This is a genomic window from Bradyrhizobium sp. HKCCYLS3013, from assembly GCF_051167615.1.
Classification (GTDB): Bacteria; Pseudomonadota; Alphaproteobacteria; order Rhizobiales; family Xanthobacteraceae; genus Bradyrhizobium.
Window position 1 is genome coordinate 254,355 of record NZ_JBNPTK010000001.1, and the last position, 15,703, is coordinate 270,057.

Sequence of the window (15,703 nt, forward strand, 5' to 3'; positions counted from 1 at the left end):
CGAGCGATGGGACACGCCGGATCGGCGCTAGCGCATCCAGCGGCCGTCACAGCGCTCAGATGGCGCCTGCAACGCGCATCAGCATGCCAGCGATGCACGAGGCGGCGAGGACGACGAGCATTCCCATGTTGAAGCGGAAGATGGCGGTCGCCGCCGCGATCGACAGGACGACGGCCGGCAGATCGATGCTCGCCGGCAGCGGCGCGTCGAATGACAGGCCGAATCCATGGATCGGAAAGGTTTCGCGAAACAGGGTGTGCAGCGCGAACCAGATCGAGAGATTGAGGATCACGCCGACGACGGCCGCCGTGATCGCCGAGAGCGCGCCGGCGAGCGCCTTGTTTCCCCGCAGCGCCTCGATGTAGGGGGCGCCGACGAAGATCCAGAGAAAGCAGGGCGCGAACGTCACCCACGTCGCCAGCAGTCCGCCCAGTGTGCCGGCGAGCATGGGAGACAGCCCGCTCGCCCCGCGGAACGCGGCCATGAAGCCCACGAACTGGACGACCATGATCAGGGGACCGGGAGTCGTCTCCGCCATGCCGAGGCCGTCGAGCATCTCGCGCGGAGCAACCCAGTGATAGTACTCCGCGGCCTGTTGCGCGACGTAGGCGAGCACGGCGTAGGCGCCGCCGAACGTCACCATCGCCATCTTGCTGAAGAAGATCGCGATCTGACCGAAGACGTCGTTCGGCCCGAGCAGGGTCAGCAGGGCGAAGACGGGGACGAGCCAGATCGCGAGCCAGACGGCCGCCACCCGCAGCGCGCGCGACGCGTTCGGACGGACGTGATCCGGCACGGCTTCGCCGAGCATGCTGTCGATCGCGCCGGCGTTCTTGCCGCCGTGCTCGAGGGCTGCGAACTCCGGCCGGCCGAGGCGGGCAGCGACGAAGCCGATGACTCCGGCGGCAATGATGATGGTCGGAAACGGCGCCCCGAAGAAGAAGATCGCGACGAACGCCGCCGCCGCCAGTCCGATCATGATCCGATTGCGTAGCGCGCGCTTGCCGACGCGGACCACGGCCTGGATCACGATCGCCAGCACCGCCGCCTTGAGGCCGAAGAACAAGGCGTCGACGACGCCGACATGGCCATAGGCCGCGTAGATGTAGCTGAGGCCCATGATGGCGAAAATGCCCGGCAGGATGAAGAGCGTGCCCGCAGCGATGCCGCCGGTGGTCCGATGCAGCAGCCAGCCAATATAGGTCGCAAGCTGCTGCGCCTCGGGTCCCGGCAGCAGCATGCAGTAGTTCAGCGCATGCAGGAAGCGGCTCTCCGAAATCCAGTTCTTCTCCTCGACGAGGATGCGATGCATGACCGCGATCTGGCCGGCGGGGCCGCCGAAACTCAGACAGGCCACCCGGATCCACACCAGAAGCGCGTCATTGAAGGAGATGCCATGGGTGTGCTCGGCCGCAACCGGTTTTCGCGATGCTGCGATGTCCGTCATGACTTCACCTTGCTGTTCGGCCAGTTGTGCGCCTCCTTGGTGGCGTCGCGGCACCAGCGGTAGAAGGCGTCGTAGAGCAGAAGCCCTGCGCTCAACTGCTCCAGATCGTCGTCGTACATTCGCGACAGCCCGAGTGAAGCCGCGAGCAGTCCGGGAGCCTCGGGAGACAGATCGAGCCGCGCCGTATCCGCGGCGCGCACGATCGTGGCGAGTCGCTCCAATGCCGGCGTCCGCAGGCCAAACTCTTCGACCATGATGTCGAAGGTGCAAAGTTCGCCGCGATGGCTCCAGAAGACGTTCTCGACGTCGAAGGCCGTGGCCTGGAAGCGCTCGGCGACCGCTTCCACCTCGGCCGGTGTCACGAACAGGAAGACCGCGGCGGGGTCGACGAAGCGGCGGATCAGCCATGGACAGGCGATGCGGTCGATCTTCGGACGTGATCGCGTGACCCAGACCGTGCTGCCGCGGCTGTCCCTCGCGGGAATCCTGTTCGCGGGCACAGTCGGGAGCTGCGCCTCCCTCCAGCTGACGTGTCCGCCGTCGAGGACCTCGGCCGCGATGTTGCTGCACCGGAGCCAGGCTGCGGTGCCTTCGCTGAGCTTCTTGCCTTTCTGACAGACCACGATGACGGATTGGCCGGTGAAGCTCGGCGCCCATTGCTGGACATCGAGATGCGAACGCCTGACGGCGCCGGGGATGAGGCGCGGGTCGGCGGCGAAATCCTCGTCGATACGCACGTCGACGAGCGCCGGCGCGGCCGCCGTGCCGATCAGTCGAGACAATTTTTCGGGTGAGATGGACGTATATGATGATGACATGCTGCGCCCTTGGTGACCAGGACGCGATTCTTGGGCATGTCGCCTCGCGGGGAGATCGCACATCCCCGTGCGGCAGAATAAAGCGCTCGGTTGTTCGGCTGTCAACCCGTCCCGTTGCTGGAACGATCGGGGACCGTCGCGATCGCTATCGGGGCCGACCCGCCTCAGATCAGCAAGGGAAGCTGGGCTTCCACGCCGGTGTCGTGCTGCTGCAAGGATGACAGCGAAACGCCGAGGAGGCGCACCGGCTTGGCCAAGGGCATCTCGCTCTGCAGGAGAGCAATGGACAAGCGTGCCAGGTCCTCCCGGCTCGCGACCAGGTTGGCGACGGACCTGCTGCGCGTCATGATGTCGAAGTCCGCGAACTTGACCTTCAAGGTGACCGTCCGGCCTCGGTTGCCGCTGGCTTCGCAATGCTGCCAGACCTTGTCGATCAGCGGCTGCAGCTCCGCCAGCATCGGCTCGAAGTCGGTCAGGTCGGTCGAGAAGGTGTTTTCGGCGCCGACTGATTTGCGGATGCGATTGGCGCGGACCGGGCGATTGTCGATGCCGCGCGAGATCCAATAGTAGTGGTGGCCGGCCTTGCCGAAGTGCTGCTGGAGGAAGGGCAGGGTCTGATTGCGGATGTCGAGCCCGGTATGAATTCCGAGCGCGTTGAATTTCGCGGCGGTCGCCGGGCCGATGCCGTGAAACCTGCCGACCGGCAGCCCCTCCACGAAGGCTGGACCCATCTCCGGCGAGATGACGTATTGGCCATTGGGTTTGCGATGGTCCGAGGCCAGCTTGGCGAGGAACTTGTTGTAGGAGATTCCCGCGGAGGCATTGAGTCCGGTCTCGGCCTTGATCTTGGCCCGGATCTGCAAGGCGATGTCGCGTGCCAGCGGAATGCCTTGCAGATTTTCGGTGACGTCCAGATAGGCCTCGTCCAGCGACAAAGGCTCGACGACCGGCGTGTACTGGGCGAAGATGGCGCGGATCTGCTGGCTGATGGCCTTGTAGACCTCGAAGCGAGGCTTGACGAATATCAGGTCCGGACACTGGCGTTTTGCCGTCACCGACGGCATTGCCGAGCGCACGCCGTACGCCCGAGCCTCGTAGCTTGCGGCTGCCACGACACCGCGTTCGCGCGAGCCTCCGACGGCCACGGGCTTGCCGCGCAGCTCGGGATTGTCCCGCTGCTCGACCGACGCGTAGAATGCATCCATGTCGATGTGGATGATCTTGCGGGTTGCCGGCGGTGCGGCATCCTGTTCCGGACCGGAGCTTGGCATGGTCAAGCTCTATCAGAGCGAGGCGATGAAGTCTGCACAGCCGAGTGCTGGCTACCAGCAACGCCCCTTACAAGGACGTTGCGATGTCCCTCTCCCTCACAGCCTTTCATCGGCGACGAGGGAAACACGCTCATGAGAAAAGGGACCGCCGACCGTGATCGAGACGAAGCAGCGCAGCCGGGACCTGTCGTCAAAGCCGCTCACGACGCTGCGACCATGGGCCTGAAGCGGCTGTGATGTTCGAGCTCACTTTCCTGGGGACCTCGGCGAGCGTTCCGTCGGCGGACCGCAACCATCCAGCCCTTCTCGTTCGAGCAGGCCGGCATCGTATTCTCGTCGATTGCGGCGAGGGGACCCAGCGTCAGCTGCTCCGCAGTGGGGCAGGCTTTCGCCGGCTCGATCGGATCCTGCTCACCCACGGCCATTTCGACCATGTCCTCGGCATTCCCGGACTGTTTTCCACCCTGCGGCTGCGCAGGAGCGCTGACACTATGCGCATACACGGCGGCCCCGACACGCTCGATGTGGTGGTCCGAATGCTCGCGGGGCTGTGGGGCGAGGGCCGCGCGCCGATCCCGCTCGAGCTCGTTCCGCTCGGGCGCGGGACGGTTCTCGATGCCGGCGAGTTTACGATCAACTGCTTTCCCGTCCGGCACCGCGACACCGACAGCTTCGGCTTCGAATTTGCAGGTCAAGTTCGCCGCCATCTGCTGCCAGACCGTCTGGCGGCGCTCGCGGTCCCTGATGGGCCCGTGCGGAAGGCATTGGCGGAGGGCCGGCCGGTCACGCTGGAGGACGGACGAACCATCGATCCGGAGGATGTTCTGGGGCCTCCGCAGGGACCGAAAAAGCTCGTCATCGTCGGCGATGCTGGAACGACCGAGGGTCTGCACGAGCATGTTCGCGACGCGGACATGCTCGTGATCGAGGCCACTTTTCTCCGGCGGGATTCGGCCATGGCTCGTGACTACGGCCACCTGACGGCCGCGGAGGCTGCCGGGCTCGCGGCGTCGAGCAACGTCGGGCTGCTTGTCCTGAACCACATCTCCGGCCGTTATCCCGACGAGGAGATCCTCGTCGAGGCGCGGGAGATTTTTACCAACAGCCGTGTTGCGATCGATTTCGATCGGCTGATGGTCTAGCTGTTCGCTCGGGCGCGTCTGCTATGTCGCGCCTGAGCCGCTCTGCAAACGGCTCCGGGCGAACGCGATGTACCAGTCGAGACAACCGGGATTGGCCATGGCGTCGCGGTTGATGACCTTGTCGAGCGGCTGCCCGAGCAGGAGCTTCTTGATCGGCAGCTCCTGCTTCTTGCCGGACAAGGTGCGCGGGATCTCGGCCACCGCAAAGATCTCGTCGGGCACAAAGCGCCGCGACAGGCCGGCTTCGACCGCCATGTTGATCTTCCGCTTCATCACCGCATCGAGCGCGACACCGTCGCGCAGCACCACGAACAGCGGCATGTAGCTGTCGCGGCCGAGATATTCGAGATCGACGACCAGCGAATCCAGGATCTCCGGCAGCGCCTCGATGGCCGAGTACAATTCGCTCGTCCCCATGCGCAGCCCGTGGCGATTGATGGTCGCGTCGCTGCGGCCATAGATGATGCAGGAGCCATCCGGATTGACCTTGAGCCAGTCGCCATGTCGCCAGACCGGCCCGCCCGCGCGCGCCTCGAAGGCGTCGAAGTAGCTCGCGAGATAGCGCGCATTCCCCGAATCGTTCCAGAACCGCAGCGGCATCGACGGCATCGGCGCGGTGCAGACGAGCTCTCCGACTTCGCCGATAACAGGCTCGCCCTGGTCATTGAAGGCCTCGACGGCCGCGCCGAGTGCGCGGCATTGCATGGTTCCGGGCATCTGCGGCAATTCGCGGTTGCCGCAGATGAAGGCGCCGGCGAAGTCGGTGCCGCCGGAGATGTTCGACCACCACATTTGCGCCTGCGCCCGGCTGCCATTGACCCGCGACAGCTCCGCGAACCGCTGATCGAACCAGGCCTGCGTGTCGGCACTGAGCGGCGAGCCGGTGGACCCGAGACAACGCAGTCGGGACAGATCGCCCGCGTCGGCCAGGTTGATATCAGCCTTGACGCAGCTCGCGAAGAACGCCGCGCCGGCGCCGAAGAAGGTCGACTTCGAGTTCGCCACGAACCGCCACAGTGTGGTCCAGTCCGGATGATCCTTGGGCCCGGCCGGGCTGCCGTTGAAGATGCAGCACGTGGTGCCGTTGAGAAGCGCGCCGACCTGGTTGTTCCACATGATCCAGCCGGTCGAGCTGTACCAGTGATAGCGCTCGCCGAACGAATTCGGCTGATAGGAGCAGCCGATGTCGTTGTGCAGCCCAAGCAGCGCGAGCGTGACGATGATGATGCCGCCGTGACCATGCACGATCGGTTTCGGCAATCCGGTGGTGCCGCTCGAATACACGATCCAGAGCGGATGATCGAAGGGAAGCCACTCCGGTTCGAAGGCATCGACGCCAGGGCCTGTTCGTGACAGGACATCCGAGAGATGGACGCCCCCGGCGACCGGCGCGCCGGCATCGTCGCTGTGCAGGATGACGTGACCGACCGTTGGCAACGACCGCCGCAGCTCCTCGACGACATCGCGGCGATCGTGCCGGCGGCCGGCATAGGTGACCGCATCGCAGGCGATCAGCACCTTGGGCTCGATCTGCTTGAACCGGTCGATCACGGCGGGCGCGGCCATGTCGGGCGCGCAAACGCTCCAGATTGCGCCGATGCTCGCGGCAGCGAGAAACGCGATCATGGCTTCGGGGATATTGGGCAGATAGGCGGCGACCCGGTCGCCGGGCGCCACGCCTTGCTCGCGCAGATGCAGCGCCAGGGCGGCAGCCTTTCGCCGAAGCTCCGGCCAGGTCGTCTCCGTGAACCGGCCGTCCTCGTGACTGCTCACGATCGCGGGCAGGCCCGCCGCATCGGCGGCTTCGACGTGACGAAATACCTGCCGGGCGTAGTTGACCGAAGCGCCCGGAAACCAGACCGCTCCCGGCATCGTGCGCTTGCCCAGGACGGTCGAAAACGCGGTCGGCGACTGCAGGTCATAATAGTCCCAGATGCTGCGCCAGAATCCGTCGAGGTCGCGGATGGACCATTGCCGCATCTTCTCGAAGCTTTCGAAGTGGAGGCCGCGATGATCCTTCAGCCACTGGCGATAGAGGGCCATTTGCGGAATATAGGGAGCTGTCATCATTGGTTCCGGCTGGTTGTTTGTATCGCGTCGACCGATGGGAGACGCCGAGGCGCTCATTTCGACTTCTGCTTCCGCCGCTTGTAGAGCGCGTTGAAGCCTCCGGCCATGAAGGTCACGAACCGCTCGCGGACGGCCACGAAATCGTCGGACTTGCATAGACCGCCGGACAGGCGGTCGATGCGGCCGGTCCGTGACAGGATCAGCGAGTAGGCGCCGGAGGTGAACTGGAAGCTCCAGAACAGGTCCTCGGGCGTGGCATCGGGCAATGCCTTCTGCAGCAGCCCGATGAGACGCAGCACCATCGGATCGAGGTACGTGTCCATCATCTCCACGCCATAGCCCGGCGCGTTGGCGACCTGCGCGAAGATGCGGCCGAAGTGCCGCCAATTGTCCTCTTCGTTGATGTAGACGTCGAACGCGCCGTCATAATAGGCGCGCAGCGCGCCTTCAACGGTCGGACGATCTCCGACCTTGGCCTCGTAGGCATCCAGCCCGGCCGTGCGCACCGTGACAGCGTATTCCATGCGGCGTTCGAACACGGCATCGAACAACGCCCTCTTGCCCTCGAAGTAGTAATGGATCAGCGCGGGATGGATGCCCATTTTGTCGGCCACATCCTTGATCGTCACGCCGAAATAGCCGAGCTGCGCGAACAGCTCCTCGCTGGTGTCGAGGATGAGCTTCACCGTCGTCGCGCGCTGTTCCGCGCGCGTGCGGCGCCCCTCCGGCTTCAGCTCTGCTGACATGCTCTCCCTGGTCCCCGATCGGCGCGCACAGGAACGGCGCCGTTGTCCATTTCGACGATGAGGGGGCGGGCGCGCCCGGTCAAGCAGGACTTCGGGCTTCCGACAATTTCATTTAGCACTAAATGAATGAACTTGACCCGACGTGGCTCGGACGGTAGGTGTCGGAGGCATGATGGAAAGCGGTCGATGATCGGGTGGCGGGCAGCGCTGCCAGTCTCGTCGTGCGCGGATGTTGTCAAAGCAAGCGGCTGGCGATGCATCAGCCGCACACGGGAGGACACATGACACGGTTCAAGTCGACGGCGGCCGCCCTGCTGATGCTCGGCGTGGCCCTTTCTGGCCCGGCGTTCGCGCAGAAGACATACGACGTCGGCGCGACCGACACCGAGATCAAGATCGGCCAGACGAACCCGCTCAGCGGGCCGGCGTCCGCCTTCGGCGCCATCGGCAAGGCGGAGGCGGCCTATATCCGCATGATCAACGAGCAGGGCGGCGTCAACGGGCGCAAGATCACCCTCATCCAGTATGACGATGCCTACAGCCCGCCGAAGACCGTGGAGCAGGTGCGCAAGCTGGTCGAAAGCGACGAGGTGCTGACCACGTTCCAGATCATCGGCACGCCGCCGAACGCTGCGGTCCAGAAATATCTGAACGGCAAGGGCGTCCCGCAGCTTCTGGCGGGAAGTGGAGCGTCCCGCTTCACCGACCCGAAGAACTTTCCGTGGACGATCTCCGCCAATCCGAACTACCAGTCGGAAGCGCACATCTACGCAAGATATATTCTGGAGAACCATCCGAACGCGAAGATCGGCATCCTGTATCAGAACGACGATCTCGGCAAAGATTACGTCAAGGGGCTGAAGGACGGGCTCGGCGCCAAGGCCGGCATGATCGTGAAGGAGCTGTCCTACGAGCTGTCCGACCCGACGATCGATTCGCAGCTGGTGACGCTCAAGGCGTCGGGTGCCGATCTGTTCTACAACATGTCGACGCCGAAATTCGCGGCGCAATCGATCAGGAAGGCCGCCGAGCTTGGCTGGAAGCCCGTCCACATCCTGGAGGTCAACGCGACGGCGGTCGGTCAGGTGCTCGTGCCCGCGGGGCTCGAGAATGCCAAGGACATCATCTCGGTCGCCTACGGCAAGGATCCGCTCGATCCGCAATGGGCCGATGACGAGGGCATGAAGCGCTACAAGGCGTTCATGGCGAAATACGCGCCCGGCGAGGACGCCAACAGCGGCTTTGCGACCTATGGCTACTCGACGGCCGCTCTGCTCGTCCACATTCTCAGGCAATGCGGCGACGAGCTGACGCGCGCCAACATCATGAAGCAGGCGACCAACATCAAGGGCTTCGTTCCCGACCTCGGGCTGCCGGGAATGTCGGTGACGACAACGCCCGACGATTACCGCATCAGCAAGCAATTCCAGATGATGAAATTCGACGGTCAGCGCTGGATCATCTCGGGTCCGATCCTGACCGACGACTTCAAGGCGGACTGATCCTCTCGTCGGCCATGGCCTGTCCGGGCGTCGCTTGCGCGCCAGGATACCCTGTTGTCTCTCCGTCACCCGCGCCGGCCGGCGCCGAAAGCTGAACCCTGTCCGTCGGAGCGCCGCTCATGACCAGTGAAGCCGTCCGCCGCCGCCGGGGCTTCGATCCTGCGGCGCTTGCAGCGATCGGCCCGGCGCTCGCCGAATTCGTCGATCGCGGCGAGCTCGCGGGCGTCGTGTCGCTCACCTCGCGCGGCGGCGAGATCGTTGCTGCCGAGACGATCGGCTGGCGCGATGTCGAAAGCAGGAGTCCGATGCGCGCGGATACGTTGTTCCGGATCGCGTCGATGACCAAGCCGATCACCTCGGTGGCGGCGATGATGCTGGTCGAGGAAGGCAGGATCGCCTTGGCGGACCCCGTCTCCCAGTGGATTCCGGAGCTGGCCGATTTACGGGTCCTGCGCGACGCCGCCGGCCCGCTCGACGAGACCGTGCCCGCCCAGCGCGCGATCACCATCGAGGATCTGCTCACGCACCGCTCGGGCATCGCCTACGCGTTCTTCTCGGAAGGCCCGCTCAAGGTCGCCTATGAGCGCGCGCTCGGCGATCCCGCGATGAACCGTTCGGCGCCGGACGAATGGCTCGCGGCGCTCGGCGCGCTACCGCTGGCCTATCAGCCCGGTGACCGATTCCACTACGGCCACTCGACCGACGTGCTCGGCTTCCTGATCGGCCGGGTCGAAGGCAAGCCGTTCCGGCGGGTGCTGCAGGAGCGCATCTTCGCGCCGCTCGGCATGGACGACAGCGATTTCTGGTTGCCGCACGCCAAGCGAGATCGCCTGGCGAGCCTGTATGGGTATGACGAGACGACGGAGCGGCTCGTGAAGGTCGAGCCGGTCATGTATGACGAGCCGCCGGCCTATACGCCGGGTGGCGGCGGGCTGATCTCGTCCGCGCCGGACTACCATCGGTTCGCGCGCATGCTGCTCGGAGGAGGCGAGCTGGACGGCGTCAGGTTGCTGCGGCCTGCAACTGTGGATCTGATGCGAACCAATCGGCTGACCGATGGGCAGCGCCAGATACCCTTCGCCGGCATGCCGCTGTGGCAGACCTCCGGATTTGGGCTCGGACTGGCGATCGCCGAGGATGCCGTCGGCAATCCCTATGCCTGTGGCGCACCGGGCTCGATGACCTGGCCTGGCATCTTCGGCACCTGGTGGCAGGCCGATCCGGTCAATGACCTGATCATGATCTATCTGATTCAGCATCACGTGCCGGTCTCGGCGGGGGCAGGGGCCACGATCGCCACTGGGCGCGGCGCTGCCGGCCGCCGTGCTCTTCCCGTCTATCAGCGGGGAACCTACGCCGCGCTGTCCCACATTGTGGAACAAGCGACATGACCGGCAGGTGCCGTCATCTCCGAGAGATGGGAGAATATGTCCACGATGTGGACGCCACATTCCGCTCGATGAAACGTCCGATCGGCGGTGAGCTGCTTGCCGGCCCATTGCCGGAGCGGCAAACACGGCTTCATCTCATGCCGAGCTTGTCATCCGGCCGTTATTCTGCTCAGTGCTTCTTCAAATTGCGCGATCATGCGCATCGATCGATCGACTGAAGTCGACAGCCAGCGAGGAAACAAAACTATGCGCAAGTTAACTTTAGCCATTGCCCTGATCGTCCCGATGCTCGGTCATGCCGCGCAGGCCGAAGACACCGTCAAGATCGGCTATATCGATCCGCTGTCCGGCGGCGGTGCCAGCGTCGGCGAGGGCGGCCTGAAGACGTTCCAGTACCTGGCCGACGAGCTCAACGCCAAGGGCGGCATTCTCGGCCATAAGGTCGAGATCGTGCCGTTCGACAATAAGACCAATCCGCAAGAGAGCCTGGTCCAGGCCCAGAAGGCGATCGACGCCGGCGTCCGCTACATCACGCAAGGCAACGGATCGTCCGTCGGGCTTGCGCTGGAGGATTTCGTCAACAAGCACAACACGCGCAACCCCGGCAAGGAAGTGCTGTACTTCAACTATGCCGCCGTCGATCCGAGCATGACCAATGAGAAATGCAGCTACTGGCATTTCCGCTGGGACGCCAGCTCGGACATCAAGATGGAGGCGCTCACCAACTACATGAAGGACATCCCGTCCATCAAGAAGGTGTATCTGATCAATCAGGACTATTCGTTCGGCCAGTCGGTCCGCAGCGACGCGCGCAAGATGCTGGCGGCGAAGCGACCCGATGTCCAGATCGTCGGCGACGAGCTGCATCCGCTGCTGAAGATCACGGACTTCTCGCCCTACATTGCCAAGATCAAGGCGTCCGGCGCCGACAGCGTCATCACCGGCAACTGGGGCCAGGACATCGCGCTGCTGCTCAAGGCCGCCGCGGATGCCGGCCTGAAGGTCAACTGGTACACTTATTACGCGGGCGGCGCCGGCGGCCCGACCGCCATCAAGCAGACGGGCCTGGATCATCAGGTCTTCCAGCTGACCGAAGGCTTCGCCAATTCGGGCCATCAGGCTGCGATGGATTACGAGAAGGCGTTCCGCGCCAAGGTCAACATGTCGCTGTGGTATCCGCGGGCGGTCAACGAGATGCGCATGTTCAAGGCGGCGGCCGAGAAGGCCAACTCCATCGACCCGGTGAAGGTCGCGGCCGCGCTCGAGGACCTCAAGCTCGAGGTGCTGGATGGCGGCACCGGCTTCATGCGCAAGGATGATCACCAGTTCTTCCAGCCGATCTACGTCTCGTCCTTCGGCAAGCTCGCGGCGAACGAGCCGTTCGACGAGGAGAACACCGGCTGGGGATGGCACCTGGTCTCCAGGGTCGATACGCCCCAGGCCATGGTGTCGACGACGTGCAAGATGGCGCGGCCGTAATCGATCGGCGCTGGCTTCCCGCACGGCCTCACCGTGCGGGAAGCGGCGTCGGCCCTGCGTCGATCTGTTAGGGAATGAGCGGCGGGGCATCGAGGCCCCGGACATTCGCGGGTGCACCGTGCTTGAACTCATCGTCATCTCCACCCTCAACGGCGTGCTGTTCGGCATGCTGCTGTTCCTGCTGTCGAGCGGGCTGACCGTCATCTTCAGCATGATGGGGGTGCTCAATTTTGCTCACGCCAGCTTCTACATGCTCGGCGCCTTCTTCGGCTTCCAGCTCACGAAATGGGTCGGCTTCTGGCCGGCCCTCCTGCTCGCGCCGCTCCTCGTCGGGGCCATCGGCATGGCGGTCGAGCGTTACGGTCTGCGCAACACGCACAAGCATGGTCACGTCGCCGAGCTGCTGCTGACCTTCGGCCTCGCATTCGCGATCGAGGAAATCGTCTCGATGATCTGGGGCAAGACGCCGCTCGACTATCGCGTCCCGGCGCTGCTGGACTTTCCCGCATTCACGATCTTCTCGACCAACTATCCGGCCTACAAGCTGTTCATGCTGGCGGTGTCGGTAACGATCTTCGTGGCGCTGCTGATCGTGCTCAAGCGCACCCGGGTCGGCCTGATCGTTCAGGCGGCGCTGACCCATCCCCACATGGTGGGCCATCTCGGCCACAATGTCGGACGCGTGTTCATGGTGGTGTTCGGGGTCGGCAGCGCACTGGCCGGTCTCGCCGGCGTCATCGCCGGTCCCGCTCTGGTGACGCAATCCGACATGGCCGCGGCACTTGGGCCGATCCTGTTCGTGGTGATCGTGTTCGGCGGCCTCGGCTCGCTGCCGGGCGCCTTCATTGCTTCGCTGGTGATCGGCCTGGTGCAGACCTTCGCCGTGGCGCTGAACGGCTCGCTGGCAAGCGCCTTCGGCCCGCTCGATCCGTCCGCCGGGCCATCGGTGCTCACCGACATTTGGAACGTGACGATCGCGCAGGTCGCGCCGATCGTTCCCTACCTGCTGCTGGTGCTCGTCCTGATCGTGCGCCCCGTGGGCCTGATGGGGACTCGCGAATCATGACCGCAGCAGTGACCTCCGCGTCTCATCTCGCGGCAAACCCCGCCGGATCCCGTCTCCGCTTCTATGCCGTCTGGGTGATCGGCGTGGCCGCGCTGATCGTGCTGCCGCTGCTCTTCAATTCGGGCGGGTCGCTGACCTCGTTCAGCCTCATCGGGATCGCGATCGTCTTCGCGCTCTCCTACAACATCCTCCTCGGTCAGACCGGATTGCTGTCGTTCGGTCACGCGGTTCACTACGGCCTGGGCGGCTTCGCGGCCTGTCACATGATGAATGTGGTGGTGGCGCATGGCTGGCCGATTCCGCTGCCCTTCATCCCGCTGTTCGGCGGGCTGGGCGGCCTCGCCTTCGCGATCATCCTCGGCTGGGTGATGACCAAGCGCGCCGGCACGGTGTTTGCGATGATCTCGCTCGGCATCGGCGAGCTGGTGGCGTCGTCATCGCTGATCCTGCGCTCGGTGTTCGGCGGCGAAGCCGGCATCACCACGGACCGCACCGCTCTGCCGCGCATGTTCGGCTGGACCTTCGGGCCGCAGCTGCAGGTCTATTACCTGATCGCGTTCTGGCTGGTGCTGTCGGCAATCGCGATGTATGCGCTGACCCGGACGCCCCTGGGACGGATCAGCAATGCGGTGCGCGACAATCCCGAACGGGTCCAGTTCATCGGCTATGATCCGCACGTCGTCCGCTATCTCGCCTATTGTTTCGCCGGATTCTTCGCCGGCGTCGCGGGCGGCCTCGCGGCGATCAGCTTCGAGATCGCGAACTCCGCCTATCTCGGTGCAATCCAGTCGGGCCTCGTGCTGTTCGCGACCTTCATCGGTGGGACGGCCTACTTCTTCGGTCCGATCCTCGGCGCGATCCTGGTGACCTATCTCCAGCTCGGGCTGACGAGCCTCACCAGCGTCTGGCAGCTCTATTTCGGCATCATCTTCATCGGCATCGTCATGTTCTCACCCGGTGGCATCGCCGGTCTGCTGATGATGCACCGGCCGCTGGTCCGTGCCGGAACGCTCGGAATGGTGATCCCGTCCTATCTCGTTGCCATCGTACCGACCGCGGCGTTCGCTTGCGGCGTCATCCTGACCATCGAGACGGTCGCGCGTTATTCGGGTGGCGACGCCATCAACCTGTTCGGCGTGGCCTTCAATCCGCAATCCCCCCTGACATGGGGCGTCGCCGCGATTCTGGTGGTCGCCGGCTTCTTCGTCGCGCGGTCGACGTGGCAGCGGATTGCCGGAGCCTGGGACGGGGCCGCCACCGTGGCGCGTGATCGGGGGTATCTGGCATGACCGCGGCCATCGAAGTCCGTGCCGTCGAGAAGCGCTTCGGCAATGTCGGCGTCATCCGCGACCTCAACCTGAGCGTCGCCAAGGGCGAGCGGCACGCGATCATCGGCCCGAACGGCGCTGGCAAGTCCACGACGTTCAACCTGATCAGCGGGCATATCAGGCCGACCTCGGGCGAGGTGCGATTGAACGGCGCGGTCATCTCGGGCCTGCGGCCGTTCGAGATCAACCGGCGCGGCCTGTCGCGCTCGTTCCAGGTGACCAACGTGTTCGCCCGCATGACCGTGTGGGAGAACGTCCGCTGCGCCGTGCTGTGGGCGACCGGACATCGCTACGCGTTCTGGAAGAACGTCGACAGCCTGCCGGAGGTGCGCGAGCGGACCGCCCAGATCCTCGACGACATCCATCTCACGCATCGGCGTGACATCCCCGCGGGGTTGTTGACTTATGCCGAGCAGCGCGAGCTGGAGATCGGGGTCACCATTGCGAGCGGTGCGACGGTCGTCATGCTCGACGAGCCGACGGCCGGAATGAGCCATGCGGAAACCGAGCGCGCCGTCTCGTTGATCCGGCGGCTCACCGAGGGGCGGACGCTGGTGATCGTCGAGCACGACATGAGCGTGGTATTCGGTCTCGCCGATCGCATCTCGGTGCTGGTCTACGGCCATATCATCGCGTCGGGCACGCCGGAGGAGATCCGTCGTGACCCGAAGGTGAGGGAAGCCTATCTCGGCGAGGAGGCCCACTGATGCTCGAAGTCAGGAACCTCCACGCCTATTACGGCAAGAGTCACATCCTCCAGGGCGTCGACCTCGACGTCGCTGCCGGCGAAGTGGTGAGCCTGCTCGGCCGCAACGGCGTCGGCCGCTCGACCACCGTGAAGGCGATCATGGGCGAGGTCAGTCCGCAGGGGACGATCCGCTTCAAGGGCCGGGACATTGCCGGCCTGCCGAGCTACAAGATCGCGCGCCTGGGGCTCGGCTATGTGCCCGAACATCGCGACATCTTTCCGAGCCTCACCGTGCGGCAAAATCTCGTGCTCGGCATCAAGGACACCCGGCGGCCGGGGAAGTGGCGCCTCCAGGACATGCTCGACATGTTTCCCAATCTCGCCGCGCGCGCCGATACGCCGGCTGGCGTGCTGTCGGGCGGCGAGAAGCAGATGCTGACCACCTGCCGGACCTTGATGGGTGACCCCGACCTGATCATGATCGACGAACCCACCGAAGGTCTGGCGCCGCTGATCGTACAGCAGGTCGGCGACCTGATCGCCCGGATTGCGGCGGCTGGCGTCGCGATCCTGCTGGTCGAGCAGAAGCTCTCGATCGCAATGCGGATCTCGAAGCGCGTCTATGTCATGGGCCACGGTCGCGTCGTGTTCGAAGGAACGCCGGATCAGCTCAAGGCCAACACCGCGGTCCGGCAGGAGTGGCTCGAAGTGTGAGGTGCAGCGGCATCCGTCGCAGATCACCAGCCGGCTTGCGG

The 15,703-nt window shown here is 64.7% G+C and carries 13 protein-coding genes; 8 read left to right on the forward strand and 5 right to left on the reverse strand.

Going from position 1 to position 15,703, the window contains the following annotated elements; genetic code table 11:
• Positions 1-55: 55 nt before the first annotated feature.
• From chrA to dinB, 3 genes are all read right to left on the reverse strand, one after another.
• Positions 56-1,447, reverse strand: a complete 1,392-nt coding sequence (chrA, locus tag ACQR1F_RS01170) for a chromate efflux transporter (RefSeq protein WP_434912405.1) — start codon at positions 1,445-1,447, stop codon at positions 56-58.
• Positions 1,444-2,265, reverse strand: a complete 822-nt coding sequence (locus ACQR1F_RS01175; protein WP_315802016.1) for a sulfurtransferase/chromate resistance protein — start codon at positions 2,263-2,265, stop codon at positions 1,444-1,446. Before ACQR1F_RS01175 ends, chrA begins: the two co-directional genes overlap by 4 nt.
• 164 nt (positions 2,266-2,429) lie before the next feature.
• Positions 2,430-3,536: a DNA polymerase IV gene (dinB, locus tag ACQR1F_RS01180; protein WP_434884597.1), complete on the reverse strand. Its 1,107-nt coding sequence runs from the start codon at positions 3,534-3,536 to the stop codon at positions 2,430-2,432.
• A 236-nt stretch (positions 3,537-3,772) separates the two neighbouring features.
• On the opposite strand from dinB, the gene ACQR1F_RS01185 reads away from it, so the two are divergent.
• Positions 3,773-4,678, forward strand: a complete 906-nt coding sequence (locus ACQR1F_RS01185; protein ID WP_434894456.1) for a ribonuclease Z — start codon at positions 3,773-3,775, stop codon at positions 4,676-4,678.
• 21 nt (positions 4,679-4,699) lie between these two features.
• Here the strand turns inward: ACQR1F_RS01185 and ACQR1F_RS01190 are convergent, their stop codons facing one another.
• Positions 4,700-6,745 carry an acetoacetate--CoA ligase gene (locus tag ACQR1F_RS01190; RefSeq protein ID WP_434912406.1) on the reverse strand — a complete coding sequence of 682 codons (2,046 nt, stop codon included), beginning with the start codon at positions 6,743-6,745 and terminating at the stop codon, positions 4,700-4,702.
• A 56-nt stretch (positions 6,746-6,801) separates the two neighbouring features.
• Positions 6,802-7,494 carry a TetR/AcrR family transcriptional regulator gene (locus ACQR1F_RS01195; protein ID WP_434912407.1) on the reverse strand — a complete coding sequence of 231 codons (693 nt, stop codon included), beginning with the start codon at positions 7,492-7,494 and terminating at the stop codon, positions 6,802-6,804.
• Between the two features lie 281 nt (positions 7,495-7,775).
• On the opposite strand from ACQR1F_RS01195, the gene ACQR1F_RS01200 reads away from it, so the two are divergent.
• The 7 genes from ACQR1F_RS01200 (at position 7,776) to ACQR1F_RS01230 (ending at position 15,662) form a co-directional block, all read left to right on the forward strand.
• Complete coding sequence (locus ACQR1F_RS01200; protein WP_434912408.1) at positions 7,776-8,996, forward strand: ABC transporter substrate-binding protein; 1,221 nt, start codon at positions 7,776-7,778, stop codon at positions 8,994-8,996.
• A gap of 119 nt (positions 8,997-9,115) precedes the next feature.
• Positions 9,116-10,387 (forward strand): serine hydrolase domain-containing protein, encoded by a 1,272-nt coding sequence (locus tag ACQR1F_RS01205; RefSeq protein ID WP_434912409.1) that lies wholly within the window; start codon positions 9,116-9,118, stop codon positions 10,385-10,387.
• A 246-nt stretch (positions 10,388-10,633) separates the two neighbouring features.
• Positions 10,634-11,866 (forward strand): branched-chain amino acid ABC transporter substrate-binding protein, encoded by a 1,233-nt coding sequence (locus tag ACQR1F_RS01210; protein WP_315802023.1) that lies wholly within the window; start codon positions 10,634-10,636, stop codon positions 11,864-11,866.
• A gap of 118 nt (positions 11,867-11,984) precedes the next feature.
• Complete coding sequence (locus tag ACQR1F_RS01215; protein WP_315802024.1) at positions 11,985-12,932, forward strand: branched-chain amino acid ABC transporter permease; 948 nt, start codon at positions 11,985-11,987, stop codon at positions 12,930-12,932.
• The gene (locus tag ACQR1F_RS01220) at positions 12,929-14,221 is read left to right on the forward strand and encodes a branched-chain amino acid ABC transporter permease (protein ID WP_434912410.1); all 1,293 of its coding nucleotides are present in this window, start codon (positions 12,929-12,931) and stop codon (positions 14,219-14,221) included. The genes ACQR1F_RS01215 and ACQR1F_RS01220 overlap by 4 nt, the downstream gene beginning before the upstream one ends.
• Positions 14,218-14,967, forward strand: coding sequence for an ABC transporter ATP-binding protein (locus ACQR1F_RS01225; RefSeq protein WP_434912411.1), 750 nt, complete (start codon positions 14,218-14,220; stop codon positions 14,965-14,967). Before ACQR1F_RS01220 ends, ACQR1F_RS01225 begins: the two co-directional genes overlap by 4 nt.
• Entirely contained in the window at positions 14,967-15,662 is a 696-nt protein-coding gene (locus tag ACQR1F_RS01230; protein WP_315713534.1) for an ABC transporter ATP-binding protein, read from the forward strand. Before ACQR1F_RS01225 ends, ACQR1F_RS01230 begins: the two co-directional genes overlap by 1 nt.
• The last annotated feature ends 41 nt before the right edge of the window (positions 15,663-15,703 follow it).

Coding starts and splice junctions, on each gene's coding strand:
- ACQR1F_RS01190 (WP_434912406.1), bottom strand. CDS start 6,745: ATGACAGCTCCCTATATTCCGCAAATGGCCCTCTATCGCCAGTGGCTG.
- ACQR1F_RS01185 (WP_434894456.1), top strand. CDS start 3,773: ATGTTCGAGCTCACTTTCCTGGGGACCTCGGCGAGCGTTCCGTCGGCG.
- ACQR1F_RS01230 (WP_315713534.1), top strand. CDS start 14,967: ATGCTCGAAGTCAGGAACCTCCACGCCTATTACGGCAAGAGTCACATC.
- dinB (WP_434884597.1), bottom strand. CDS start 3,536: ATGCCAAGCTCCGGTCCGGAACAGGATGCCGCACCGCCGGCAACCCGC.
- ACQR1F_RS01195 (WP_434912407.1), bottom strand. CDS start 7,494: ATGTCAGCAGAGCTGAAGCCGGAGGGGCGCCGCACGCGCGCGGAACAG.
- ACQR1F_RS01220 (WP_434912410.1), top strand. CDS start 12,929: ATGACCGCAGCAGTGACCTCCGCGTCTCATCTCGCGGCAAACCCCGCC.
- chrA (WP_434912405.1), bottom strand. CDS start 1,447: ATGACGGACATCGCAGCATCGCGAAAACCGGTTGCGGCCGAGCACACC.
- ACQR1F_RS01205 (WP_434912409.1), top strand. CDS start 9,116: ATGACCAGTGAAGCCGTCCGCCGCCGCCGGGGCTTCGATCCTGCGGCG.
- ACQR1F_RS01200 (WP_434912408.1), top strand. CDS start 7,776: ATGACACGGTTCAAGTCGACGGCGGCCGCCCTGCTGATGCTCGGCGTG.
- ACQR1F_RS01175 (WP_315802016.1), bottom strand. CDS start 2,265: ATGTCATCATCATATACGTCCATCTCACCCGAAAAATTGTCTCGACTG.
- ACQR1F_RS01225 (WP_434912411.1), top strand. CDS start 14,218: ATGACCGCGGCCATCGAAGTCCGTGCCGTCGAGAAGCGCTTCGGCAAT.
- ACQR1F_RS01210 (WP_315802023.1), top strand. CDS start 10,634: ATGCGCAAGTTAACTTTAGCCATTGCCCTGATCGTCCCGATGCTCGGT.